The following is a 23,658-nucleotide window of genomic DNA, read 5'->3' as shown; positions in this document are numbered from 1 at the left end:
TCGCGCAGCTCGTCGACCTGCACCGTGTATGTCCCCAAGGAGGCCCCATGAAGCGTTCGGCTCTGGCTGGCAGCGCTGCTGCCGCCGTCGTGCTGCTCGCCGGCTGTGGCGGGAACCCCTTCGCGGGCGATGCGGAGGACGACGAGCCCCAGGTTCCGAGCTTCGGGCAGATCCAGGACCGCATGTGGGATGCGATGCTGACCGCGGACACCGTGAACATCGAAGGCGAGATCGAAGCCGCCGAGGCCGACGTCGACCAGATGTTCCAAGACATCGACGAAGACGACACCGGGGATCTGCTGATCACCGGCGCCGTGGACGGCAGCGACTCCGAGATGACCTTCACCGCTGGCGACGTCACCTTCACCCAGCGCGCCATCGACGGGGTGGAGTACTTCCGCGGGGAGGACTTCGCCGCGCTGCTGATGAGCGAGATGGACGAAGAGATCACCGCCCTCATCGAAGAGGACTTCATCACCTCGGTGGTCGTCGAGCAGTGGGTCCAGTTCAGCACCGACGGCGCAGGCGCAGTCTTCTCCGCCCAGGACTTCATCAGCACCTGGCAGCGTGAGCTCGAGGGCCAGGAGATCGCCGGGCTCGAGGGCACCGCAGAGACCCGTGACGGCGCGCAGGTCTACGTCTACGCCACCGAGGACGGCTCCACCGAGCTCGTGGTCGCCGCAGACGGAGCCCCCTACCTGGTCCAGATGCGCGACGAGGACTCCAGCTACGTCTTCAGCGCCTGGAACGAGACCCAGCGCCCGGACCAGCCGGAGAACGTGATGACCTTGGACGAGATCTTCGAGGCCATCGCCGCCGAGCACGGCTGGTCCACAGAGGAACTCGATGGGGAGCTCGAGGACGAGAACAACGACGACGCCGAGGCCTGAGCGGCACGAGAGACCAACACAACGGGGGGTTGTGCAGAAACGGGACGCCTGGACATCAGTCCGGGGTCCCAGTCACACAGTCGAAGGGAAACACCATGAGCAACGGAACCCAGACGTCCCCCAAGGCCGTCACGCGAGCATTCACCACCACGGCGGTGCTGAGCATCGCAGCCCTGGCACTGGCCGGCTGCGGTGAGGAAGATCCGCGTGAAGCGGAGAACCCGCAGGAGAACGTCGACACTGACGGAGCGGAGGACCAGGGAGTCACCTCAGACGAGATCGCCGAGAATGAGGACGACGAGCAGGTCGCGGACCTCGCCGAGATCGAGACCGAGGTCTGGGAGTCCTCCCTGGAGCAGGAGAGCGTCAGCATCACCATGGCGGCAGGGCTGGAGCGCGGCCATGAGCTCTTCGGATACGCACCGGAGTTCTTCGAAGGCGACGACGAGGGCTTCGAGCTCTCGGTCACCGGAGAACTCGAAGGAGACGCTGCGACCGAGCTGAACTACAGCCCCGACTTCCAGGTGTTGACCTTCGGCGACGACACGTTCCAGTCCGTGGAGGCCTTCGTCTTCGACTACGAGGCGCAGGTCCCGCCCGAGGTGGAGCCAGAGGTCGATGCCGAGGAGCTCAGCGCAGCCCTGAGCGCCGAAGGGGAATGGGTCGACGTCAGCGACGCCGAGCCCGCGGTGCCGCGCACCCCCGACGCGCTGCTGGAGCTGCTGCGCGCCGAGGTCACCGAGACCTTGGACGTCGACTCCCTGGCCGAGCTCGACCTGGACTCGTCGCTGGACACTCGGGACGGTCAGAACGTCTGGGTCTACTCCAATGAAGACGTCGAGCTCGCGGTGCTCGCCGACGAGGGTTCACCGCAGCTGATGGGTCTGCGCCTGCCCGGTGAGGACCAGGACCTCGAGGTCACCGTCACGGACTGGGACGAGGCTGAGACCCCGGAGGAGCCCGAGGATGAGGCGGTCATCGACGATGAGCAGCTGCAGGGGATTCTCAGCGATCTCGTCTGAGCCCAGGATTCGGGCTGGTTCAGCCCGGCAGACCCTCGGCGGACCCCCGGCAGGCTCCCAGCTTCCATTCAGGAATGCCGGCCCACAGCAACGCCGGCTCCATGCCCGGTAGGAGCTCCCCATGAATCAGGCCGGAATGGCCGAATAGGCTTTCGCTGAAGCGTCCGGTCTGTGCAGACTAGGTGCAGGTCATCTAGGGGATCTCACACGGTCGCTCAACGATGACAGACCGCGGAAAGACCGCGCAGCATCTTCTGATGCAAATGACGGAGGTAAACGAATTATGGCTACCACCGAAACAAGCAAGCTTCGCACCCTGGCCGGCGTCGTCGGCATCGGCTCCCTGGCACTCTTCGGTGCCACCGCCTGCGACGATGGCGGAACCGACACTGAAGAGCCGGCAGAGAACGGCGAAGTCGAGGATCCGGGCACAGAGGAAGACACCACAGAGGAAGACACCATGGAAGAAGAGCCCATGGAAGAAGAGACGATGGAGGAAGAGACGATGGAGGAAGAAGAAGACGACGTCTGATCGACTTCTTCTCTTCAAAGACACCCCCGCGAGGAACCCCGGTTCCCTGCGGGGGTTTCTTGTGCGTGGGCAGGACGCGTCAGGGGCCGGGGGAGCGGTCGGGCCGGGCGGGAGATGTCAGGCTCCAGCGGAGCCGGAGCCGACGAGCTCCTCCGAGCCTTCCGTGCAGGTGCGGCACACGCCGCGGAAGACGACGTCGGCGACCTGGATCTGCATTCCCAGGCTTGCAGGCGCCCGCAGGCAGGGTGCCTCTCCATGGACGCATTCGACATCTTCGATCCGGCCGCAGCGGGTGCAGATCGCGTGGTGATGGTTGTCGTGGGTGCGGGTCTCGTAACAGGCCGGTGAACCCGGCGGGTCGAACCTGCGCAGCAGCTCGCGCGCGGTGAGATCATGCAGCACGGTGTAGACCGACTGCACCGTGATCTCGGGCAGCTGTTCGCGGACGGCGGCGTGGACCGCGTCGGCCGGTCTGTGCGGCTGGGCGGACACTGCCTCCAGGACTGCGAGGCGCTGGCGCGTCACGCGGAGTCCGCGTTCGCGCAGCCGGGCAGGCCAGTCGGAGGAGGTCATGCTCCCAGTGTGCCGCACATATGAGTCATTCACAATAAACCGGGTGCGTGTCACATCCCCGTTCTGGCGGGAGTCCAGCGCGGCCATCCGGCGTGGGCCGACCCGGCTGAGCGATAGACTGGCTCACGCTGCCACGTATTCATCCGCAAGGAGAGCTTCAGAGCATGAGCACATCGGATATCAACAACGCCCCATTGGCCGAGGTCGATCCAGAGATCGCTCAGGCGATCTCGGATGAGCTGGGACGCCAGCGCGACACCCTCGAGATGATCGCCAGCGAGAACTTCGTCCCGCGCGCCGTCCTCGAGGCCCAAGGCTCGGTGCTGACGAACAAGTACGCCGAGGGCTACCCGGGACGGCGCTACTACGGCGGCTGTGAATTCGTCGACGTCGCAGAGAACCTCGCGATCGAACGCGCCAAGGCGCTCTTCGGGGCTGACCACGCCAACGTCCAGCCGCACGCGGGCGCCCAGGCCAATGTGGCCGTGATGACCGCCTTCCTGAAGCCGGGCGACAAGCTGATGGGCCTCTCCCTGGCCCACGGCGGGCACCTCACCCACGGCATGAAGCTGAACTTCTCCGGCAAGTTCTACGAGATCGCCGCCTATGAGGTCGACGCCGAGACCGGCATCATCGACATGGACAAGGTCCGCGAGCAGGCCATCGCCGAGAAGCCCGACATGATCGTCGCCGGCTGGTCCGCCTACCCGCGCCAGCTCGACTTCGCACGCTTCCGCGAGATCGCCGACGAGGTCGGAGCGATCCTCTGGGTGGACATGGCTCACTTCGCCGGCCTGGTGGCCGCCGGACTGCACCCGAACCCGGTGCCCTACGCCGACGTCGTCACCACCACCGTGCACAAGACCCTCGCCGGCCCGCGGTCAGGCATCATCCTGACCAAGGAAGAGCACAAGAAGAAGATCAACTCCGCAGTCTTCCCCGGCCAGCAGGGCGGCCCGCTGATGCACGCCATCGCGGCCAAGGCCATCGCCTTCAAGATCGCCGGCACCGAGGAGTTCGCCGAGCGGCAGAAGCGCACCATCGAAGGCGCCCAGATCCTGGCCAAGCGACTGATCGCCCCGGATGTGACCGAGCATGGCGTCTCGGTGCTCACCGGCGGCACCGACGTGCACCTGGTGCTGGTGGACCTGCGCGACTCCGAGCTCGACGGGAAGCAGGCCGAGGACACGCTCCACGAGGTCGGCATCACGGTCAACCGCAATGCCGTGCCGAACGACCCGCGCCCACCGATGACCACCTCCGGCCTGCGCATCGGCACCCCCGCCCTGGCCACCCGCGGCTTCGCGGCGAAGGAATTCAGCGAGGTCGCCGACATCATCGCCGAGGCGCTCAAGCCTGACGCGGACCTGCACGGGCTGAAGTCCCGGGTCGCCGCGCTGACCAAGGACTTCCCGCTCTACGAAGGCCTCGAGGACTGGTGAACCCGCCGATGAGCGACGCCCCGCAGCAGGCCCGGGTTCCGCAGCAGGCGCAGATCCTCGACGGCAGGGCCACCGCCAAGGCGCTCAAGGCCGACCTCGCCGAACGGGTCGCGAAGCTGAAGGCCCGCGGGGTCACCCCCGGGCTGGGCACGGTGCTGGTCGGCGCCGATGCCGGCAGCCAGTCCTATGTGGCGGGCAAGCACCGCGACTGCGCCGAGGTGGGGATCAACTCCATCCAGGTGGAGCTCGACGCCGACACCACCCAGGAGCAGCTGCTCGCCGAGCTGGAGAAGCTCAACGAGGACCCGGCCTGCACCGGCTACATCGTCCAGCTGCCGCTGCCCAAACAGCTGAACACCCAGCAGGTGCTCGAGGCGATCTCCCCGGAGAAGGACGCCGACGGCCTGCACCCGATGAACCTGGGCCGGCTGGTCGCCAACGTCAACGAGGAGATCACCACCCCGCTGCCGTGCACGCCCAAGGGCTGTGTGGATCTCCTGGACCGCTACGGCCTGGACCTGCGCGGCAAGCACGTCGTCGTCGTCGGACGCGGGGTCACCATCGGTCGGCCGATCGGGCTGCTGCTGACCCGGCGCGACGTCAACGCCACCGTGACCCTGTGCCACACCGGGACCAGAGATCTCGCCGCGCACCTGGCCGGCGCCGACGTCGTCGTCGCCGCCGCCGGGGTCAAGCACATGATCGATCCGGCGGACCTGAAGCCCGGCGTGATCGCGCTCGACGTTGGAGTCACCCGCGAGGTGAACCCGGAGACCGGCAAGGCGAAGATCTACGGTGACCTCGCTCCGGGCATCGAGTCGGTGGCCTCCTGGTATTCACCGAACCCCGGCGGCGTCGGCCCGATGACCCGCGCAGAGCTGCTGGCCAACGTGGTGCTCACCGCGGAGCGTCAGCTCGCGGAGTAGTCCGCGCAGCAGGCCAGGAATAGTGGTGCCGCCGAGGGTGTTCCTTCAAATGTGAAGAACATCGGATTTCTCTCCTTCGGACACTGGACGCCCTCACCGCATTCGCAGACCCGTTCTGCCTCTGATGTGTTGCTGCAGTCCATCGACCTTGCCGTTGCGGCTGAGGAGCTGGGCGTCGACGGCGCCTACTACCGGGTGCACCACTTCGCCCGGCAGCTGGCCTCGCCGTTCCCGCTGCTCGCCGCCGTCGGCGCGAAGACCGATCGCATCGAGATCGGCACCGGCGTGATCGACATGCGCTACGAGAACCCGCTCTACTTCGCCGAAGATGCCGGCGCCGCGGATCTCATCGCCGAGGGCAGGCTGCAGCTCGGCATCTCCCGAGGCTCACCGGAGCAGGCCGTGGAAGGCTGGCGGCACTTCGGCTACCAGCCCGCCGAGGGCGAGTCCGACGCCGACATGGGGCGCCGGCATACCGAGGTGGCGCTGCAGGTGCTCTCCGGCCAGGGCTTCGCCGAGCCCAGCCCGCGACCGATGTTCCCCAACCCGCCGGGGCTGCTGCGCCTGGAGCCACACTCCGAGGGTCTGCGTCAGCGCATCTGGTGGGGTGCCGGTTCCGATGCCACCGCGCGCTGGGCGGCCTCACGCGGGATGAACCTGATGAGCTCCACGCTGAAGGACGACGAGACCGGCGAGCCGTTCCACATCCAGCAGGCCAAGCAGATCCAGGCCTTCCGTGATGAATGGGCCAAGCACGACCACGGCTTCGCTCCCAGGGTCTCGGTCTCGCGTTCGATCCTGCCCATCGTCTCGGACCAGGACCGGGCCTACTTCCTGGGCCAGCGCGACTCCAAGGACCAGATCGGCATGATCGACGAGAAGACCCGCGCGATCTTCGGACGCAGCTTCACTGCGGAACCCGAGGTGCTCGTCGAGGAGCTCGCCAAGGACGAGGCAGTCCAGGCCGCGGACACGGTGCTGGTGACCGTGCCCAATCAGCTCGGCGTGGACTACAACGCCCACATCCTTGAATCCCTGGTCGAGCACGTGGCCAAGCCGCTGGGCTGGAAGTAAGACCCACCTGACGCGTCGAGCGGCGGATTCTCCGAACAGCTGCGGCCTCTCGGCCCATGAGATGTCCGGAGAAGCCGCCCCTCAACGGTGGGGGATCAGGGAAAGTCGAGGGTCAGCGTAGCCCGCGTCGAGGCTGAATCCTCGGCACCGGCTCCCGCTGAGTTCGCGCAGGAGGCCACCCGGGAGACGCAGACGCAGAGCTTGGTGTCGGTGCTCTTCTCCGCCTCGCTGAAGAACACATCACGGTGGTCGATGACGCCGTTCAGCTGCTCGGCCTTGACCACGCACAGCCCGCATTCGCCCTTGCGGCAGTCGTACATGGCCTCCACGCCGACCCGCTCCAGCGCCTCCAGGATGGACTCGTCCGGAGAGACGACCGTGTGGCGCTCGGAGCCGCGGATCCGCAGCTCGAACTCCTCCGGGTCGAACCAGCCGCTGTTGCCGAAGGTCTCGTAGCGAAGGTTCGGCATCGGCAGCTCGCGCTCGATCCAGGCCCTCCGCACGGCGTCCATCAGTCGGATGGGACCACACATGTAGAACTCGGTGGAGTGATCCACCTGCCCGAGAAGCCCCTTGACGTCGAGGACGTCGCCCTCGTCATCGACCGAGAGCCTCAGCCGCGGTCCGTGCTCGCGATGCAGCTCGTCGAGGAAGGCCATGGCCGGGCGGGAGCGGCCGACGAAGATCAGCTGGTAGTCCGCGCCGAGCCGCTTGAGCACCCGGGCCATCGAGTGGATCGCCGTGATGCCCACTCCGCCGGCGAGGAGCACGTAGCGCGGCGCGCCCACTCGCAGCGGGAAGTTCTGCAGCGGCGAGGTGACCTCGAGGTGATCACCGGGTTCAAGGGCGTGCATGAACCGTGATCCGCCGCGCGAGGTGGGGGAGCGGCGCACCCCGATCTTCACCCAGCTTCCGTCCACCGCGCCCTCGACCACCGAGTAGGAGCGGACCATGTCCGGGGCGATGCGCACGTCGATATGCGCGCCAGGCTCGGTGAACAGCGGTCGTTCCCCGGCGAGGACGATCTCGGCGATCTCATCGGCGGCGGCGCGGCGCGACTTCACCACGGCTCGCTGCCAGTGCAGCTGGGTTCCCTGTGACACCTGGCATCAGCCCTTGGCGTCGGAGAGGTCGGCGTCGGAGGCGAGCATCGTGCGCTCGGCCTCCACGGCGCGCTGGATCAGCCGGCGCACCCACATGCCGCCGGCGTCGATGTTGAGGTTGTAGAACTCGTGGTCCGGGTTGTCCACGATCGCCTGCTGCTGGGCGGTGAGCATCTCCTCGTCCTCGGCGAAGACCCCGTGCACGCCGTCGCGCAGCTCGGTGGTGATCCGCTGGCTCTCCAGCCGGTAGTTGCGCATGAAGGCCCAGTAGTACATCGCGTTGGCCTGATCGACCGGGGAGATCGTGTTCATCACGTACCCGTTCACACCCTGGCTGCGATCACCGGTGAGCCCGCCCGTGCCCGCCTTGGCCACCCCGACATCGATGCAGATCGTGGAGGGCATCTGGAACTCGATGATCTGCCAGCGGTCGACCTTGCCTTCGAAGTCTGGGAACTTGTCTCGCATGTTCTTCAGCCAGAACGGTGGGGCGTCGATGTTCTCCATGAACCGGGTCACGGTGACCGTGCGGTCGTCGTGGGTGACCTCGATATCGGACTCGCTGAGCTCCTTCTGCCCGATCGAGGAGGAGTGCAGGAACTCCTCATGGGTGAGGTCCATCAGGTTGTCCAGCACCAGCTGATAGTTCGCGCGCACATCGATGGTCTTGCCGTCGCCGGCCCACTCGTCGGAGCCCATCTGGTGCATGTCCGGGATCAGGGCGGCGTCGGCGAGCATCGGGTCTCCGGGCCAGACCCAGATGAAGCGGTGCCGCTCCACCACGGGGAAGGAGTTCACCATCGCCGAGGGGTTGATCGTCTTCTGCGCCGGCATGAAGGTGCAACGACCAGCGGAGTTGTACTGCAGGCCGTGATACGGACACTGGACTCCGTCCGGACCCACCAGGGAGCCCATGGAGAGGGGGGCGAGTCGGTGCCAGCAGGCGTCGGTCAGCGCGACGGGCCGGCCCTCCTCGGTGCGGTAGAGCGCCATGGGGCGGTCGGCGATCTTCCGGGAGAGGATCTTCTTCCGATTGACCTCATGATCCCATCCGGCCACATACCAGGCGTTGAGCGGATAGGCCATGTTCTTCGCGGTGGCGCCGCTCGGGCTGAGATCTGTCATGTCCGCCTCCTGGGACTCGAGGACGCCGTGGAGACCGGTCTCGGTCCGCTCGTCGACGCCACTAGCTATCTACATAGTTATATGTGCTGTGGGTCACAGAATAGCTCTGGATATAGTGGAGGGCAAGCACCTGCCCCTTTTCGAGAGGTTCCAACGCCTTGAGCCTGCGCTACGCCATCCTGGCGATCCTCACCGCGGCCCCGCTGACCGGTTATGAGACCGCCAAGCGCTTCGAGGGTTCGGTGGGGCACGTCTGGCACGCCCCGGATTCGCAGATCTATCCCGAGCTCCGGCGGATGGAGACGGAGGTGCTGGTGGAGGGCCGTGAGGAGCGCTGGGGCCCGAACAGCACCAAGACCAGGTACTACATCACTGCGGCCGGGGAAGCGGCGTTCCGTGAGTGGATGGCCACTCCGTTGAAGTACGCGCCCTGGCGCGATGTGGCCCATATGCAGGCCGCGTATTTTGAATGGACCGATCCTGAGAATGTGCGGATGCACCTGCAGAAGCACGCCGCGCACTACAACGAGCAGATCGCGCAGTGGAGCAGCCAGATCCAGGCGATCGAATCCCACGAGCACCCGATGATCGCCGCCCGGCTGGAGCGCTATCCCGCCGAGCAGCATGAGCGCATCGTCGCCTTCAAGGCGTTCGCCTACGACGGACTGATCCGGCTGGCCCAGGCCGAGGTGGACTGGGCGCACAGCGGCCTGGAGCTGCTCGAGCAGCTCGAGCAGCACGACGACGCCGCGCCGACCCCCGACGTCGACGCCGCCCCCGACCTCCAGGGCTGAACGGCTCCGATGTTCAGCGCCTAGGCATATTGTCGGCGCAGGTCGGGTTTGCGGATCTTGCCCGAGGCGGTGCGCGGCATCGATTCCACGAAGACCACCGACTTCGGGATCTTGTACCGGGCGAGCTTGCCGTGGAGGTGGTGCAGCACCTGCTCCTCGGTCAGCGCGTGGCCATCGCGCACCACGATGACCGCGCGCGGGACCTCGCCCCAGCGGGCATCCTCTACCCCGATGACAGCCACGGCGGCGACGGCCTCCAACGCTGCGATCTGCTGCTCCACCTGCGCCGGGTAGATGTTCTCCCCGCCGGAGATGATCATGTCCTTGAGCCGGTCGGAGATGAACAGGAAGCCGTCCTCATCGAAGTAGCCCATATCCCCGGTCTTGAGCCAGAGGCCATCTTCTTCGTGCACGAAGGAGCCGGCGGTGGCCTCGGGCCGGTTCCAGTATTCGGCGATCACGTTGGGTCCGTGCACCTGGATCTCGCCCACCTCGCCCATCGGGCAGGGCCGGTCCGCCGGGTCCACCACTCTGACGTCGGTGTGGAAGTGCGGGAGCCCCCCGGAGCCCTGCTTCGTCCGTGAATAGGCCGGAGGCAGGGTCGTGGCGCCCGGTGAGGTCTCCGTCATCCCGTATCCCATGGTGAACGCGAGCCCGCGGCTCTCATAGGCGTCGAGGACCCGCATCGGCACCGCGGAGCCGCCGCAGGTGAGGTTGCGCAGCGAGGAGATGTCGGTGCTCTCCCACTGTGGATGCTCACAGATCAGCTGGAACGTGGTGGGCACCCCGGAGATGTTGGTGACCCGGTGTTCCTCGATCAGCGACAGCACCCGCCCCGGCTCGAAACGCTGCTCCAGGAGGATGCTCCCGCCCTTGAGCAGCACCGGCAGCGCGCCCTGTCCCAGGGCGGCGACGTGGAACAGCGGCGCGATCATCAGCGCGACGTCCTTGCTGGAGAGGTCGAAGTCGGTGAGCACGTTGATGGCGTTCCAGGTCAGGTTCCCGTGGCTGAGCATGGCGCCCTTGGGGCTCCCGGTGGTGCCGGAGGTGTAGAGGATCACCGCGAGATCCTCCAGCTCCACCGCGACGTCCGGCCGCTGCTCGGCTCCTGAGGCCAGCACCGCTTCGAACGTCTCCGTGGGCACCGGAAATGCTGCAGGCTCCTCGGGTGGAGCCGCTCCCTCGACCACGATCAGCACCTGCTCCACGGCGGTGTCCCGGCAGGCCGGCGCGGCGACCGGTGTCAGCGGATGTGAGGTGACCAGCAGCCGGGCCCCCGAGTCCTGCAGCGCGAACTGGACCTCGGGCGGTGCCAGCCGGGTGTTCAGCGGGACGAACACCGCGCCGAGACTTCCCGCGGCGAAGAGCGTCTCGAGAAACGCCGCGGAGTTCTCGCCCAGATACGCCACTCGGTCACCGGAGCTGATCCCGCGGTCGGTCAGGGCGTTGGCGAGCTTGTCGATGCGCTGTGCCAGCTGGTCATAGGTCTGTTCTCCACCGGCGCTGATCAGCGCGGTCTGGCCGCAGGATCGCACCCGTCGTCGGTGGATCCAGTCGCCCAGTCCGTGATTCTTCATCGAGCGCCCTCCCAGACCAGGTCCTCGACGTTCGGGACCTCACCGATGAGTCCGTGGCGTTCAGAGATCTCCGCGACCTGCTGGAGCGAGTCCATATTGACCTCCTCAGGGAATGCGGGGATCGTGATCTCGCTCAGCAGAGATTCATCGATGGTCGTGTACTCGAGCAGCACCTCGCGCACCGCCTCGGGGTTCTCCTCGGCGTAGGCCTGAGACTCCTGGACCGCGGCGTGGAAGCTCTCCACCAGTTCCGGGTCCTCGTCGACCAGCTGCTGCGAGGCGAAGTAGGTGCCCACACCCAGCTCGTCGACCACATCGGCGAAGGGCGCGAAGACCCGGTCGTAACCCTCGTTGTCGGCGATGCTCGCGAAGGGGTCCACCGCGAAGATGGCGTCGACATTGTCCGCTTCGAGCTGGGCGAGCATGTCGGGGAAGGCGACCTCCACGAAGTCGACGTTCGACGGCTCGCCACCGGCTTCGAGCACGCCTTCGGAGATCATCGAGTCGGAGATGTTGTTGAGCGTGTTGACGGCCACACGCTGGCCTTCGAGGTCCGCGACGGTTTCGATGCCGGAGTCCGGTTTGACCAGGATCGCTGAGAAGTCATTCTCGGAGTCGCCCGTGGTCTGCGGACCTGCGGCCACGGTCTGCAGCGGCAGCCCGCTGTCGGCCGCGACGAGCAGGGAGGTCACGTTGGAGAAGCCGAAGTCGAAGTCTCCTGTGGACACGGCGGGGATGATGGCGGCGCCGCCCTGGGCCAGAGTCAGCGTCAGGTCAAGCCCGTGTTCTTCAAAGATCCCCTCCCGGTCCCCGAGGTAGATCGAGGCGACGTCGACGATCGGAATCAGGCCGACCTCGACCTCGGTGAGCTCGCCGCCCTCGGCTTGGGCGTCATCGTCGGCCGGTTCGCCATCGGCGTCGCCGGAGGGGGAGCCGCTTCCGCAGGCTGAGAGGGCAAGGACGGCGCAGAGGGCGAAGGTCCCGCGAGACAGGTGTTTCATGGTGGTTCTCCGATGTGTATAGGAATGAAGTCAGGGATGTCAAGAGTCAGGGTGTGAGTCAGCGGTGGTGGGCGGAAGGGGTGCTCCGCTCCCGCCCACCGGCGCAGTCGGCTGCGTGGGGCTCACTCGCCTTCGAAGTACAGCGTGGAGGTGTCCGGCTCGTCGCTGATGAAGTCGAACTTCACCATCAGCGCCCCGGCCTCCTCGATCTGCTCGGTGCGGATCTCGCCGTCGAGCTCCTCCATGCGGAGGTTCTCGGCTGCCTCTTCGGGCAGGTCGATGAACTCGGGAAGGAGTGCGCGCACGCCTTCCTCGTCCTCCTCGGCCGCCTGCAGCGACTCGTTCATCGCGTCGCTGAAGGCCTGGGCCACCTCCGGGTTCTCGTCGACGTACTCTCCGGAGCTGAAGCTCACCATGGTGGGCATTCCGGCGATGGCGTCCTGGAAGGAGTATCCGACCAGCTGGTTCGCCTCATCGGCCAGCGCGTTGCTCAGGAAGGGCTCGGGCACCCAGATGGCGTCGGTGTTGCCCTGCTCCAGCTGGGCCTGCATGTCGGGGAAGGGCATCTCGGAGAATTCGACGGCTTCGGGGTCGCCGCCGGCCTGCTCCACGGCCTCCATGATGGTCAGATCGCCCTGGGTCTGCAGCGCATTGACCGAGACGGTGTTGCCCTCGAGTCCGGTCCAGTCATCGATGCCGCTCTCCACGGTGGAGACCACGCCGGCGATGTCGTCGCCCTCGGCCAGCGAGTTGGAGTACCCGGTGACGATCCGCATGTCCAGTCCGCGGTCGTTGGCGTTGAGCACCGAGTTGGGGTTGCCGATGCCGAACTCGAGCTGCTGGGTGTTCACGGCGGGGAGCATGGCGGCGCCGGCGTTGGAGGTGGAGAGCTCGACGTCGAGCCCGTGCTCCTCGAAGATGCCGTTCTCGATGCCGTAGTAGATCCCGACCGAGGGGGCGATGGGGAGCACGCCGACGGTGATCTCGGTCAGCTCGCCGTTCTCGCTCGCGGTGTCGGCGCCATTGCCGTCTTCCTCATCCCCGGCCGGAGACCCCGAGCCGCAGGCGCCCAGTGCCAGGATGCTGACCGCGGCGAGTCCGGTGATGGATGCGATGTTCTTCTTCATGACTGCTCCTTGAGGTGCGGGGCCGCAGAACGGCGGCCCTCGGTGGGTGTGGCGTGACGGTGGAGGAGTGGGTTCAACAGCAGCTGCTCGGCTCGGGTCAGGGGTAGAAGCGGGCCAGAAAGGTGGCCACGACGGCGGGTCGCTCCTGTCCCTCGACCTCGAAGGTCGCGTCCACGACCAGGTGGAGGCCTCCGCCCTTGACCTCTTCGACGGCGCTGATGGTGCCGCGCATCCGTACCTTGGATCCGACCTTCACCGGTGCCGTGAAGCGGACCTTGTCCAGGCCGTAGTTGAGCTTCGTGCTGACATCGGTGACGTCGAAGAGCTCGCCCCAGAACGGAATGATCAGGGACAGGGTCAGGAAGCCGTGCGCGATGGGCGCTCCGAAGGGTCCGTCCTTGGCCCGCTCGGGGTCCACGTGGATCCACTGGTGATCATCGGTGGCATCGGCGAAGGTGTTGATCATCTCCTGGGTGATCTCGCGCCAGGCGGTCTCGCCCAGGTCGGTGCCGGCCATCGTGCGTGCGTCCTCGAACGAGACGACGGTGCGGGCGGTGTCGGTGTCGGTCATGCTGCTCCTTGAGGTGGCGGGTGATTCTGAGTGCGCGGGTCGTCGGGTGTGGTCTGCGTCACATCTGTTTTTTGATAGGCGTCTGCCCGGGTGAAGAGTCATGGGTGAGAAGGGCTAGGTGAAGGCTCCCACCCCGGTGACGGCCCGTCCGACGATGAGCGCATTGATCTCGTGGGTGCCTTCGTAGGAGTAGATCGCCTCGGCGTCGGCGTGGAACCGGGCCACGTCGGTGTCCAGCGTGATTCCGTTGCCGCCGCAGACCTCGCGGGCCAGCGCCACGGTCTCGCGCAGCCGCAGCGAGGTGTACATCTTCGCCAGCGCGGAGTTCTCATCCCGGTAGATCCCGGCGGCCTGCTGCTCGGTGAGCTGGACGACCATGCCCAGCGAGGCGGTGAGGTTGCCCAGCATCATCGCGAGCTTCTCCTGGACCAGTTGGAATCCGGCGATGGGGCGGCCGAACTGCTCCCGGTGCCGGACGTAGGCCAGGGCGGCCTCGTAGGCGCCGGCCATGGCTCCGGTGGCCATCCAGGCCACATCGGAACGCATCCGGCGCAGGCAGCCGGCGACGTCGGAGAAGCTGTTGATCTGCTGCAGTCGGGCGCTCTCCGGGACGCGGACCTGCCGGTAGGTGATGTCGGCGTTCTGCATGATCCGCAGCGAGGCTTTGCGCGGAATGACCTCCATGGAGACACCCGGGGCCGAAGTAGGGACCAGGAAGCACTTCACCTGACCGTCCGCGGTGTCGCGAGCGAAGGTCGCCACGACGTCGGCCGCGGTGGCGCCGCCGATCCAGCGTTTGGCGCCGTCGATGATCCAGTCCCCGGTCTGCGGGTCCTGGGTTGCTGCGGTGGCGAGGCCTCCGGCGACGTCGGAGCCGTGCTCGGGTTCGGTCAGTCCGAAGACTCCGGTGAGTTCATGGGAGACGATCTTCGCGTCGAGCTCACGCGCCTGCTCGGCGGAGCCGCCCACGGTGCAGACCGTGCGGAACAGGCTGGCCTGGGCGTTGTAGTAGGTGGCCACGTTGATGTCGCAGCGGGTGAGTTCGAAGTTCCGGAAGCCGAGGAAGATGTCGCGGATCGGTTCTCCGGCCTCGCGCAGGGCAGGCGGGTCCATCAGGTTCAGGCTGCGCAGCGGGGCGATGATCTCCTCCGGGAAGCGCGCCTCATCCCAGGCGGCATTGAGGTGGGGGTGGACCTGTGCGGCGAGCACCTCGCGCAGTCCGGTGATCACGCTGCGCTCGGCCGTGGTGAGCCGCTCGGCGAAGCCGTAGAGGTCCGAGGGGATGACCGTGCCGTTGGCTGGTTCACGCATCGTGGGCTCCGGGTGTCACGGGGTCGGATGTCGTGGGGTCTGTGGTCGTGGGGTCTGTGGTCGTGGCACCGGGGACCGTTGAAGGCGCCTCGAGTCCGAGCAGCGCGACCGCGTTGTGCTTGAGGATCCTGGGCCGGACCTCGTCCTTGATCGGCAGATCCGCGAAGGCGTCCAACCACTTCTCCGGGGTGATCAGCGGATAGTCGGTGCCGAAGAGCAGCTTGGCCGAGAGGATGTTGTTCGCGCTGCGGACCAGATTGTCAGGGAAGTACTTCGGGGACCACCCGGAGAGGTCGATGTAGACGTTGGACTTGTGCGTGGCGATGGAGATCGCCTCGTCCTGCCAGGGCACCGAGGGGTGCGCCATGATGATCGGCAGCCCGGGGAAGTCTGCGGCGACGTCGTCGAGGAGCAGCGGATTGGAGTACTTCAGCTTCAACCCTGCTCCGCCGGGGGTGCCGGCCCCCATGCCGTTCTGTCCGGTGTGGAAGATCAGCGGCAGGCCGATCTCCTGCAGGGTCTCCCACAGCGGGTAGAACTGCTGATCCGAGGGGTCGAAGCCCTGCACGGTGGGGTGGAACTTGAAGCCGCGGACGCCCAGCTCCTCGGCCTGCCGCCGAGCCTCCACGAGGGCCGCGGGTCCGGTGCGAGGATCCACCGAGCCGAAGGGCAGCAGCACGTCGCTGTTGCGCAGGCACCCCGCCACCAGATCATCGATGGAGTTCGGCGCGTGCTGCATCTGGGTCCGGGCATCCACGGTGAAGACCACCGCCGCCATCCGGTGCGCCCGGTACACCTCCGCGATGCGATCGATCGAGGGTGTGCGCTCGGTGGTCTTGAAGTACTTCGCCGAGGCGTCGAAGAACAGCTCGGGCAGCGCGCGGTGTCCGTGCGAGTCCAGCTCCAGGTGGACGTGGGTGTCCACCGCCTCGATGGCATGTACGTCGATGGCAGATCGGTATCGCATCGGGGGATCCTCTCCTGCTCGGGCTGTCCGGGCTGTCCTGGGCATGTGTTCTGTGCGGCCTAGGCGGTGGGCTGCAGCTCGGCGGGAAGCTCCGGCATGGACTCGCCCACCGACTGCAGGTGGGCGCCGAGGATGTCGCGGCCCTGGGTCTGCAGCGTCGCGTAGTCCCAGCCGCCGTCGTGGAACTCTTCGACCACCGGCTCGGGGTGGCTCCAGACCTGCAGCCGGTCTCCGCCCGCGCCGATGACCTGTCCGGTGATGCCTTCCACGGCGTCGGAGGAGAGGAAGGCGACGACGCCGGCGGCGTCCTGCGCGGTGCCGAAGCCGAGCCCCTTGCGGAAGAAGTCGGGCATGGGCTGCCCCTGCTCGTCGGCCTCCACGGCCTTCTGGAAGTAGGGCACGGTCTTGGTCATCGCGGTGGCGGCCACCGGGATCACGGCGTTGACGCTGACTCCGGCGCGCTTGAACTCCAGCGCCCAGGTCCGCACCATGCCCACGATGCCAGCCTTGGCGGCGGCGTAGTTGGTCTGCCCGAAGTTTCCGCGCTGACCGGTGGGGGAGCCGATGCAGACGATCCGCCCGGCCACGCCTTCGGTCTTGAAGTGCTTGAACGCGGCCCGGACACAGGTGAAGGTGCCCTTGAGGTGGACGTTGATCACGGCGTCGAAGTCGTCGTCGGACATCTTCAGCAGCGACTTGTCGCGCAGGATCCCAGCGTTGGTGACCAGGATGTCGAGACCTCCGAAGCTGGTCACGGCGGTCTCGACGAGCTGTTCTGCGGTCTCGGTGGACCCCACCGGGGCCACCACGGCGACTGCTCGGCCGCCGGCGGCTTCGATGGCCGCCACGGCGGCATCAGCGTGGGCCTGATCCACGTCGTTGATGACGACGGCGGCGCCCTGGGCGGCGAGCTCCTGGGCATACGCCAGTCCCAAGCCCGCTCCGGAGCCTGTCACGATGGCAACCTTGCCTTGCAACGACATAGTCTCTCCTTCTGTAGGGCCACGCGGCCTATGCTTACTGTGATACATCTCACTTGATAATATTGAGAAAGTCAATGATTTGTCTTCTCATCCGTTCAATCCCGCACTCGGGAACCGCTGCTAGGAGAATCCATGCCCCCCTCGACCCCCGCCGCCGCGGCGAGCGCACCGTCTCCCGCGAAGCAGGCGAGAAGTGAGGAAAGCGAGGAGCGCTTCCAGGACTCCGCCCTGGCACGTGAAGTCGCCTTCCTCACCGCGCGTGCCCGAGGCCGGGGCAATGCCCTGGCCAATCAGCTGCTGGCCGACCTGGACCTCAAGGTGCGCCATTTCTCCGTGCTGGCCATGGCGTGCTCCGGGACCAACCCCTCGCAGCGCGAGCTGGGCGGATTCCTGGACCTCGACCCCAGCCAGGTCGTCGCCCTCGTCGACATCCTCGAAGACCGCGGCGCGATCCGGCGGGAGCCCGATCCGCGGGACCGTCGCTCCAAGATCCTGGTCGCCACCGAAGCCGGCCACGAGCTCTACGCCCAGGCGGCGCAGCGCACCCGCGAGGCCGAGGAGCAGACCCTGCAGGCGCTGAGTCCCGCGGAGCGGGATCAGCTGCGCGTGCTGCTCGCCAAGATCGTCTTCTGAGGCGCGCAGCTCCACACTCGCTGCGGGCCTACTTCATCGCCACGGCGTCCTCGGGTCGGAAGCCCTTCTTCGCCAGCTGGATCTGCTCGTAGACGTGGTGACGCAGCTCGGCGAAGCGCTGCGAGGATCGGGTCTCAAGCTGATCGCGGTCCGCCGGAAGGTCCACCAGCACGTCCTCCTGGATGATCGTCGGTGAGGAGGACAGGATGATGACCCGCTCGCCCAGGTAGACGGACTCATCGATGTCGTGGGTCACGAAGAGCACCGAGACGCCCAGCTTCTTCCAGATGCCGCGGACCAGGTCCTCGAGATCGGCGCGGGTCTGCGCGTCCACGGCGGCAAAGGGCTCATCCATCAGCAGGACCTCCGGCTGGTACGCCACGGCGCGGGCGATCGCCACACGCTGCTGCATGCCGCCGGAGAGCTGCCAGGGGTATGACTTCGGCACGTGGGCCAGGCCCACGGCCTCCAGCGCCTGTTCCACCGCATCCTTGCGGGCGGACTTGTCCATCCCCTGGTTCTTCAGCGGAAGCTCGACGTTCTCTGCCACCCGCAGCCAGGGGAACAGTGAGCGGCCGTACTCCTGGAAGACCACGGCCATCGACTTCGGCGGCCCGGTGACCTTCTGCCCGTGCAGGGTGACCTCGCCGGCGCTGGGCGCCATGAGCCCTGAGATGCACTTGAGCAGCGTGGTCTTGCCCGATCCGGAAGGTCCCACCAGGCAGGCCAGCTGACCCTTGGGAAGGTCGAAGGTCAGGTTCCTGACCGCTTCGATGTCTCCGCCGTCGGTGTGATAGACCTTCTTCAGATTCTGCACCGAGAGCATCGGCTGTTCATCGGGCATGGTCCGCCCGACGGGGATCCTGCCGTCCGGTGTGTCCTGGATGCTGGACTGGCTGATCACGGGGTTTGTGGGCTGTGAGTGTGCGGAGGTCATCTCCGGGTCCCTTCTCTGGAAGTCGCGCGTGTGAAGTGGTGTGGTGGCCGGGGTGCGGCAGGCTCAGGCTGACTGCTCGATCTCGCGCAGCCCGTGGTACCAGCCCAGGATCCAGCGCTCGGCGAGCTGGAAGATGAACGAGAGCACCACGCCGATGAGTCCCAGCAGGACGATCCCCGACCACATCTCTGGGATGGCGAAGGAGCGCTGGAACTGCACGATGGTGAAGCCCAGCCCTTCGGTGGAGGCGAACATCTCCGAGATCACCATCAGGATCAGCGCGATCGAGAGCGACTGGCGGATGCCGGCCATGATCTGCGGCATGGCCGAGGGCAGGATCAGATACCGGACGGTGTTGACCTTGTTCATCCCGTAGGTGCGGCTGGTGTCGGCGAGCACCTCGTCCATCGAACGCACACCTTCGATGGTGTTGAGCAGGATCGGCCAGACGGCGCCGAGCACGATCACCGAGACCTTCATCTCGTCGCCGATGCCGACCAGCAGCATCAGCACCGGGATCAGCACCGTGGGCGGGATTGCGCGGAAGAACTCCAGGGTGGGTTCCAGCAGGGCGCGCAGCCAGCGGAAGGAGCCGATCAGCAGGCCGCCCACGATGCCGATCACGATGGAGAGCGCGATGCCCACCATGAGCCGTCCCAGCGAGGGGAAGACGTCGCCGGCGAAGCGTTCCGCGGTCCAGGTGTTGATGAAGGTCTCGACCAGCAGCTGCGGGGTGGGGACGAAGAAGCTCGCCTCCCCGAGTGTGGCCAGGAACCAGATGAACAGCAGGATCAGCGGCAGGGCCACGATGTTGAGGAAACTCCGGATATAAGTCATGCCGCCACCTCCGTGCGGACCGAGGAGTGCCAGGAGAGGACCTTGCGCTCGATCATCCGCATGACCAGGTTGATCAGAACCCCGAGCAGGCCGGTTGCCAGCACGAGGGCGTACATGGAGACGTAGTTGCCTCCGGACTGGGCCCTGCTGATCTCGGCCCCCAGGCCGGGGGTGCCGATGATCAGCTGGGCGGTGACCGCGAGGATCAGCGCCACGGCGGCGGCCAGGCGCACACCGGTCATGATGTAGGGCAGTGCGGTCGGGAAGGTGACGTAGCGCATCCGCGCCATCGGTCCCAGTCCGTAGGACCGTGCGGTGTTCATCGCGACCGAGTCGACGTCGGCCACCCCGTAGAGCACCTGGATGAGCACCTGCCAGAAGCAGGCGTAGACGATGAGCATCAGCGAGGACTCGATGCCCACGCCGAAGAGCAGGACCGCCAGGGGGATCAGCGCCACCGAGGGGACCGGGCGCAGGAACTCGATCGTGGAGTTCGTGAAGCGGCGCAGGAAGGTCGAGGAGCCGATGATGAAGCCCAGCACCGTGGCCAGCACCACCGCGATGATCATGCCCAGGGCCCAGGCGTGCATGGTGTCGAACACCGCGACCCAGAAGTCGGCCAGTCCGAAGTTCGTGATCAGTCCGCCGATGGCCTCTGAGGCCGGGGGCATGAACCGTTCGTTGACCAGTCCGATGCGTGGAACGATCTCCCAGGTCAGCAACAGGCCCACGACCCCGGCGGCGCCGAGAAGCTTGGTGTCCCAGCCGCGCCGCGGTCGTCGGCGGGCCCGTCCTGGTCCCGAGGTCGTGGCGCGACCGGTGGCGCCGCTCTGCGCGATCGAGGTCAGCGGCGCGGCAGGGTCCGGACGGGTGGCGATGTCCAGGGCAGCCGAGCTGGACACGTCGGTGTGTCGGCGGAGGTCACCGCCTCGGCGGTCCGCGGCGGCGGAGGATTCCCAGCGGTGCAGCCGGTGGACCTCCTCCTCGCGGGTTCTTGGGGCTTTGCCGCGAGGGTCCGGCCCCGGGCGCGAGCTCTCATCAGTCATCTATGACTCCTTGTGCAAGGTTGCTCGGATCACCACAATGAGATCACTCGCACTGTGATGCAGAACACATCACAGTCAGGATAGGCCTCCTACGTCAATAGTTCAAGAAAACAATGATTGAGATTCTCAAGGACGCTGCCTGCCACCCAACGGGCTTTGGGTCAGGGGGTCAGCGGAGGAAGAGCTTCTTCATCCGGTACGTGGTCAGCGCCAGCCCGGCGACGATCATCACCAGGTAGTAGCCGATGTGCACCAGGGTCAGGCCGCTGAAGTCCCAGAAGGCGATGTCGCGCATCAGCTCCACCGCGTGCCACAGCGGCAGCGCCTGGATGAACGCCTGGACCCCGACGGGGTAGACGCTGATCGGAAACAGCGTGGCCGAGAAGAGGAACATCGGCATCAGCACCATCATCATCCAGTCCATCTGCTGGAACCGGGTCATGAACGAGGTCACCGCCATCCCGACCGAGGCGAAGCCCAGGGCGACGAAGAGCGCGGTGAACCACATCAGCACCGCGGCCAGCGGGTCCACCAGTCCGCCGACCAGCAGCACGCCGAGGAAGCCCAGCGCGTAGAGCCCGCCGCGGAAGAGCGCCAGGCAGATCTCGCCCACTGCCACATCCACCGGGCCCAGCGAGGTGGACATCATGGTGCGGTAGAGCTTGGTGATCTTGAGCTTGAAGAACACGTTCCAGGTGGAGTCGAAGATCGCGCCGTTCATCGCCGAGACCGCAAGCAGCGCCGGGGCGATGAACGCGGCATAGCTGATCGTCCCGCCGCCGCTGAGTCCCACCTGCTCGGCGTCGACCCCGGCGATCATCGGGGAGATCCCCAGGCCGAAGGAGGTCAGGAACAGCACCGGCTCGAGCAGGCCGGAGAGGAAGATGACCCCGCGGTTGTTCCGGATCGCGGTCAGGCCGCGGCCGAACACCGCGCGGATGTTGCCGGAGTAGTAGTTCGCGCCGAACCCGCGGCGAAACGAGATCCGCGGGAGCTCGCCGCGTGACGCAGGAGCGGTCTCAGCGGCAGCCGAGCGTGCGACGTCGGACGCGTCCTTCACAGCGAGCCGGTCCTGGCGCCTGGCGTCGGCCTTGGCACCGGGGGTCCGGCCCCGCCACTCCTCCAGGCCCAGCCGGCGGGTGAAGATCCGCACCGTCACCAGCCAGGCTGTCACGGTGATGCCCAGCAGGTAGAGCACATGGACCACGATCAGCCAGGCCGGCGTGGGCTGGCCGAAGGCGAGCAACCGGCCCAGCTCATTGGCGTGCCAGATGGGGGAGAACCAGCCGAGGACCTGCAGGAAGCCCGGAAGGTTCGTCAGCGGATAGAAGGTGCCGGAGAACAGGAAGAGCGGCATGATGACGAACCGCTGGATCAGCGACATCTGCCCCTTCTCATCGCGCAGCGTGGACACGTACGCCATGATCGGCAGCCCGATCGCCAGCCCGCCCAGCATCGCGCTGACGATCATCAGCACTCCCAGCGGGGAGCTGATGGCGCCGAAGAGGTAGAGCACCACCGTGAAGACCGCCGCGTGGATGCCGAAGCGCACGCTGACCGCCAGGATGTGGCCCGAGGCGATCTGGCCCGGGCTCAACGGGGAGGCCTGGGCGCCGTAGTAGAGGCGCCGCCATTTGAACCCTTCCATCACCGGGAAGGTGAACTCGATGCCTGCGGCCATGGCCACGGTGGAGGCGAGGATCGCCGGGGCGATGTACATCAGGTAGCTGCTCGCGCCGTACTCGGCGAAGTCGCCGCCCTCGCCCACCAGCACGCCGAGGCCCAGGCCCATGGCCAGGATGTACATGATCGGCTGGCTCACCGAGGAGAAGATGATCACGGTGCCATAGGCCCGCATGCTGCGCAGCGTGCGCTCGGCCTGGTGCAGCGCGCCGAAGCGGCGGGCTCTGCCGGCCATCGCCTGCTTGTCCGCGGCGGGGCTGGCTGGGCCCTTCAGCGCGGGGTCCGCGGTCAGGGGATCAGTCGACAAGGGTCCTCCCGGTCAGTCGCAGGAAGACATCCTCCAGGGAGGAGCGGCGCACCAGAGACGTCATCGGACGCAGACCTGCGGCGTGGATCTGCTCCAGCGCAGATTCGGCCGAGCCGGCGTAGACGAGCAGCCGGTCGGGCAGCACCTCCACATGGCTGAAGCCGACGTCGCGACCCGCGGTCGCGGATCCATTCGAAGACACCGGGTCGTTCGAAGACGCAGGACCGGGGGAGCCGAGCAGCGTGGTGAGCTGCTGGGCCTGCTCCTGGTTGCGGTCCATGCCGAAGCGCAGCTCGAGCACCTCACGGGTCGAATGGTCACGGATCAGCCCAGCGGGGGAGCCCTCCGCCATGATCCGTCCCTCATCCACCACGATCAGGCGCTCGCAGAGCTGTTCGGCCTCATCCATATGGTGGGTGGTGAGCACCAGCGTGGTCCCGGATTCGCGCAGCCGGAAGAGCCGGTCCCAGAGGATGTGCCGCGCCTGCGGGTCCAGTCCGGTGGTGGGCTCATCGAGCAGCAGGATCTCCGGCTCGTTGACCAGCGCGCGGGCGATGGTCAACCGGCGCTTCATGCCGCCGGAGAGGTCCTCCACCCGGGAGGTCGCCTTATGGGTGAGCTGGGCGAACTCGAGCAGCTCTTCGGTCTTGGCGCTGAGCCAGCGGCGCGGCAGCCCGAAATAGCGGCCATACATGATGATGTTCTCCCGGACGCTGAGCTCCTCGTCCAGGTTGTCCTGCTGCGGGATCACCCCCAGTCGTGCCCGGACCTCAGGTCCGTTCTTCTCCGGATCCAGCCCGGCCACGGACATCGTGCCGGCGCTGCGCGAGGCCACGGCGGCGATCATCCGCATGGTGGTGGACTTGCCTGCGCCGTTGGGTCCGAGCAGGCCGAAGGACTCCCCCCGATTCACCGTGAAATCGATGCCGTCCACGGCGGTGAAATCGCCGTAACGTTTGGTCAGACCTGTGGCGCGGATCGCATGTTCGACGGGCATGAAAGGCAGTGTACTCGTGGTGAAGATCCCTGGTGAGAGCGCGATCGGCGCATTGTCGCAGAGTCTGTGCCCCGGAGAGGTTCATCCTTTGGGCCGATGTCTCGGGCAGTGTCATCCGCGAGAATGAACAGGTAGTTCCAACTTCTCGCGGCAGGTCCTCTTCGCGGCAGGTCTGCCCAGCACCTCTGAGCACGATGAAA

Annotated in this window: 23 protein-coding genes; 8 read left to right on the top strand and 15 right to left on the bottom strand. The window is 66.7% G+C overall.

Annotated elements, in window-relative coordinates:
* Positions 1–47: 47 nt before the first annotated feature.
* The 3 genes from LTH96_RS07940 to LTH96_RS07930 all read left to right on the top strand — a co-directional run bounded on the left by LTH96_RS07940 (position 48) and on the right by LTH96_RS07930 (position 2,444).
* A complete protein-coding gene (locus LTH96_RS07940; protein ID WP_241465207.1) occupies positions 48–890 on the top strand; it encodes a hypothetical protein in 843 nt (280 codons plus the stop codon).
* A gap of 95 nt (positions 891–985) precedes the next feature.
* Complete coding sequence (locus tag LTH96_RS07935) at positions 986–1,912, top strand: hypothetical protein (protein ID WP_241465206.1); 927 nt, start codon at positions 986–988, stop codon at positions 1,910–1,912.
* 283 nt (positions 1,913–2,195) lie between these two features.
* The gene (locus tag LTH96_RS07930; RefSeq protein WP_241465205.1) at positions 2,196–2,444 is read left to right on the top strand and encodes a hypothetical protein; all 249 of its coding nucleotides are present in this window, start codon (positions 2,196–2,198) and stop codon (positions 2,442–2,444) included.
* 117 nt (positions 2,445–2,561) lie between these two features.
* Here LTH96_RS07930 and LTH96_RS07925 read toward each other — a convergent pair whose 3' ends face one another.
* Positions 2,562–3,017, bottom strand: coding sequence for a Fur family transcriptional regulator (locus LTH96_RS07925; protein ID WP_241465204.1), 456 nt, complete (start codon positions 3,015–3,017; stop codon positions 2,562–2,564).
* Between the two features lie 164 nt (positions 3,018–3,181).
* On the opposite strand from LTH96_RS07925, the gene glyA reads away from it, so the two are divergent.
* Genes glyA through LTH96_RS07910 form a run of 3 tightly spaced genes read left to right on the top strand, consistent with a single transcriptional unit; the run spans position 3,182 to position 6,459 of the window.
* Positions 3,182–4,459, top strand: a complete 1,278-nt coding sequence (gene glyA, locus LTH96_RS07920; RefSeq protein ID WP_241465203.1) for a serine hydroxymethyltransferase — start codon at positions 3,182–3,184, stop codon at positions 4,457–4,459.
* 8 nt (positions 4,460–4,467) lie between these two features.
* On the top strand, positions 4,468–5,385 hold the full coding sequence (locus tag LTH96_RS07915) for a bifunctional methylenetetrahydrofolate dehydrogenase/methenyltetrahydrofolate cyclohydrolase (RefSeq protein ID WP_241465202.1): 918 nt from the start codon (positions 4,468–4,470) through the stop codon (positions 5,383–5,385).
* Between the two features lie 51 nt (positions 5,386–5,436).
* Entirely contained in the window at positions 5,437–6,459 is a 1,023-nt protein-coding gene (locus tag LTH96_RS07910; protein ID WP_241465201.1) for an LLM class flavin-dependent oxidoreductase, read from the top strand.
* Between the two features lie 95 nt (positions 6,460–6,554).
* On the opposite strand, the gene LTH96_RS07905 is transcribed toward LTH96_RS07910, so the two are convergent.
* Positions 6,555–7,562 (bottom strand): PDR/VanB family oxidoreductase, encoded by a 1,008-nt coding sequence (locus LTH96_RS07905; RefSeq protein WP_241465200.1) that lies wholly within the window; start codon positions 7,560–7,562, stop codon positions 6,555–6,557.
* 6 nt (positions 7,563–7,568) lie between these two features.
* Positions 7,569–8,687, bottom strand: a complete 1,119-nt coding sequence (locus LTH96_RS07900; RefSeq protein ID WP_241465199.1) for an aromatic ring-hydroxylating dioxygenase subunit alpha — start codon at positions 8,685–8,687, stop codon at positions 7,569–7,571.
* Between the two features lie 158 nt (positions 8,688–8,845).
* On the opposite strand from LTH96_RS07900, the gene LTH96_RS07895 reads away from it, so the two are divergent.
* A complete protein-coding gene (locus tag LTH96_RS07895; RefSeq protein ID WP_241465198.1) occupies positions 8,846–9,481 on the top strand; it encodes a PadR family transcriptional regulator in 636 nt (211 codons plus the stop codon).
* Positions 9,482–9,501: 20 nt separating this feature from the next.
* Here the strand turns inward: LTH96_RS07895 and LTH96_RS07890 are convergent, their stop codons facing one another.
* From LTH96_RS07890 to LTH96_RS07860, 7 genes are all read right to left on the bottom strand, one after another.
* On the bottom strand, positions 9,502–11,058 hold the full coding sequence (locus tag LTH96_RS07890) for a long-chain fatty acid--CoA ligase (RefSeq protein WP_241465197.1): 1,557 nt from the start codon (positions 11,056–11,058) through the stop codon (positions 9,502–9,504).
* Positions 11,055–12,059, bottom strand: coding sequence for an ABC transporter substrate-binding protein (locus LTH96_RS07885; protein WP_241465196.1), 1,005 nt, complete (start codon positions 12,057–12,059; stop codon positions 11,055–11,057). The genes LTH96_RS07890 and LTH96_RS07885 overlap by 4 nt, the downstream gene beginning before the upstream one ends.
* A gap of 122 nt (positions 12,060–12,181) precedes the next feature.
* Positions 12,182–13,186, bottom strand: coding sequence for an ABC transporter substrate-binding protein (locus tag LTH96_RS07880; RefSeq protein ID WP_241465195.1), 1,005 nt, complete (start codon positions 13,184–13,186; stop codon positions 12,182–12,184).
* 97 nt (positions 13,187–13,283) lie between these two features.
* Positions 13,284–13,757 carry a MaoC family dehydratase gene (locus LTH96_RS07875; protein ID WP_241465194.1) on the bottom strand — a complete coding sequence of 158 codons (474 nt, stop codon included), beginning with the start codon at positions 13,755–13,757 and terminating at the stop codon, positions 13,284–13,286.
* A 114-nt stretch (positions 13,758–13,871) separates the two neighbouring features.
* Entirely contained in the window at positions 13,872–15,068 is a 1,197-nt protein-coding gene (locus tag LTH96_RS07870; protein WP_241465193.1) for an acyl-CoA dehydrogenase family protein, read from the bottom strand.
* A complete protein-coding gene (locus LTH96_RS07865; protein ID WP_241465192.1) occupies positions 15,061–16,035 on the bottom strand; it encodes an amidohydrolase family protein in 975 nt (324 codons plus the stop codon). The genes LTH96_RS07870 and LTH96_RS07865 overlap by 8 nt, the downstream gene beginning before the upstream one ends.
* A 59-nt stretch (positions 16,036–16,094) precedes the next feature.
* Positions 16,095–17,018 (bottom strand): SDR family NAD(P)-dependent oxidoreductase, encoded by a 924-nt coding sequence (locus LTH96_RS07860; protein ID WP_241465191.1) that lies wholly within the window; start codon positions 17,016–17,018, stop codon positions 16,095–16,097.
* Between the two features lie 132 nt (positions 17,019–17,150).
* On the opposite strand from LTH96_RS07860, the gene LTH96_RS07855 reads away from it, so the two are divergent.
* Complete coding sequence (locus tag LTH96_RS07855) at positions 17,151–17,651, top strand: MarR family winged helix-turn-helix transcriptional regulator (RefSeq protein WP_241465190.1); 501 nt, start codon at positions 17,151–17,153, stop codon at positions 17,649–17,651.
* Between the two features lie 28 nt (positions 17,652–17,679).
* Here LTH96_RS07855 and LTH96_RS07850 read toward each other — a convergent pair whose 3' ends face one another.
* From LTH96_RS07850 to LTH96_RS07830, 5 genes are all read right to left on the bottom strand, one after another.
* Positions 17,680–18,477: an ABC transporter ATP-binding protein gene (locus LTH96_RS07850; protein WP_241465563.1), complete on the bottom strand. Its 798-nt coding sequence runs from the start codon at positions 18,475–18,477 to the stop codon at positions 17,680–17,682.
* A gap of 174 nt (positions 18,478–18,651) precedes the next feature.
* On the bottom strand, positions 18,652–19,425 hold the full coding sequence (locus LTH96_RS07845) for an ABC transporter permease (RefSeq protein ID WP_241465189.1): 774 nt from the start codon (positions 19,423–19,425) through the stop codon (positions 18,652–18,654).
* On the bottom strand, positions 19,422–20,471 hold the full coding sequence (locus LTH96_RS07840) for an ABC transporter permease (protein WP_241465188.1): 1,050 nt from the start codon (positions 20,469–20,471) through the stop codon (positions 19,422–19,424). Before LTH96_RS07840 ends, LTH96_RS07845 begins: the two co-directional genes overlap by 4 nt.
* Before the next feature lie 169 nt (positions 20,472–20,640).
* On the bottom strand, positions 20,641–22,461 hold the full coding sequence (locus LTH96_RS07835; protein ID WP_241465187.1) for an ABC transporter permease: 1,821 nt from the start codon (positions 22,459–22,461) through the stop codon (positions 20,641–20,643).
* Positions 22,451–23,458, bottom strand: a complete 1,008-nt coding sequence (locus LTH96_RS07830; RefSeq protein ID WP_241465186.1) for an ABC transporter ATP-binding protein — start codon at positions 23,456–23,458, stop codon at positions 22,451–22,453. The genes LTH96_RS07835 and LTH96_RS07830 overlap by 11 nt, the downstream gene beginning before the upstream one ends.
* Positions 23,459–23,658 lie beyond the last annotated feature (200 nt).

Origin of the sequence: Nesterenkonia sp. LB17, assembly GCF_022565915.1 — a bacterium.
Taxonomy (GTDB): domain Bacteria; phylum Actinomycetota; class Actinomycetes; order Actinomycetales; family Micrococcaceae; genus Nesterenkonia.
The sequence above is the reverse complement of the archived record's forward strand: the minus strand, read 5'-3'. Positions and strand labels throughout refer to the sequence as shown.

Bases quoted from the DNA above. Each gene is read 5' to 3' on its own strand.
- LTH96_RS07940 (WP_241465207.1), top strand. From the start codon at position 48: ATGAAGCGTTCGGCTCTGGCTGGCAGCGCTGCTGCCGCCGTCGTGCTG.
- LTH96_RS07935 (WP_241465206.1), top strand. From the start codon at position 986: ATGAGCAACGGAACCCAGACGTCCCCCAAGGCCGTCACGCGAGCATTC.
- LTH96_RS07930 (WP_241465205.1), top strand. From the start codon at position 2,196: ATGGCTACCACCGAAACAAGCAAGCTTCGCACCCTGGCCGGCGTCGTC.
- LTH96_RS07925 (WP_241465204.1), bottom strand. From the start codon at position 3,017: ATGACCTCCTCCGACTGGCCTGCCCGGCTGCGCGAACGCGGACTCCGC.
- glyA (WP_241465203.1), top strand. From the start codon at position 3,182: ATGAGCACATCGGATATCAACAACGCCCCATTGGCCGAGGTCGATCCA.
- LTH96_RS07915 (WP_241465202.1), top strand. From the start codon at position 4,468: ATGAGCGACGCCCCGCAGCAGGCCCGGGTTCCGCAGCAGGCGCAGATC.
- LTH96_RS07900 (WP_241465199.1), bottom strand. From the start codon at position 8,687: ATGACAGATCTCAGCCCGAGCGGCGCCACCGCGAAGAACATGGCCTAT.
- LTH96_RS07890 (WP_241465197.1), bottom strand. From the start codon at position 11,058: ATGAAGAATCACGGACTGGGCGACTGGATCCACCGACGACGGGTGCGA.
- LTH96_RS07885 (WP_241465196.1), bottom strand. From the start codon at position 12,059: ATGAAACACCTGTCTCGCGGGACCTTCGCCCTCTGCGCCGTCCTTGCC.
- LTH96_RS07880 (WP_241465195.1), bottom strand. From the start codon at position 13,186: ATGAAGAAGAACATCGCATCCATCACCGGACTCGCCGCGGTCAGCATC.
- LTH96_RS07875 (WP_241465194.1), bottom strand. From the start codon at position 13,757: ATGACCGACACCGACACCGCCCGCACCGTCGTCTCGTTCGAGGACGCA.
- LTH96_RS07870 (WP_241465193.1), bottom strand. From the start codon at position 15,068: ATGCGTGAACCAGCCAACGGCACGGTCATCCCCTCGGACCTCTACGGC.
- LTH96_RS07865 (WP_241465192.1), bottom strand. From the start codon at position 16,035: ATGCGATACCGATCTGCCATCGACGTACATGCCATCGAGGCGGTGGAC.
- LTH96_RS07860 (WP_241465191.1), bottom strand. From the start codon at position 17,018: ATGTCGTTGCAAGGCAAGGTTGCCATCGTGACAGGCTCCGGAGCGGGC.
- LTH96_RS07855 (WP_241465190.1), top strand. From the start codon at position 17,151: ATGCCCCCCTCGACCCCCGCCGCCGCGGCGAGCGCACCGTCTCCCGCG.
- LTH96_RS07850 (WP_241465563.1), bottom strand. From the start codon at position 18,477: ATGCTCTCGGTGCAGAATCTGAAGAAGGTCTATCACACCGACGGCGGA.
- LTH96_RS07845 (WP_241465189.1), bottom strand. From the start codon at position 19,425: ATGACTTATATCCGGAGTTTCCTCAACATCGTGGCCCTGCCGCTGATC.
- LTH96_RS07840 (WP_241465188.1), bottom strand. From the start codon at position 20,471: ATGACTGATGAGAGCTCGCGCCCGGGGCCGGACCCTCGCGGCAAAGCC.
- LTH96_RS07830 (WP_241465186.1), bottom strand. From the start codon at position 23,458: ATGCCCGTCGAACATGCGATCCGCGCCACAGGTCTGACCAAACGTTAC.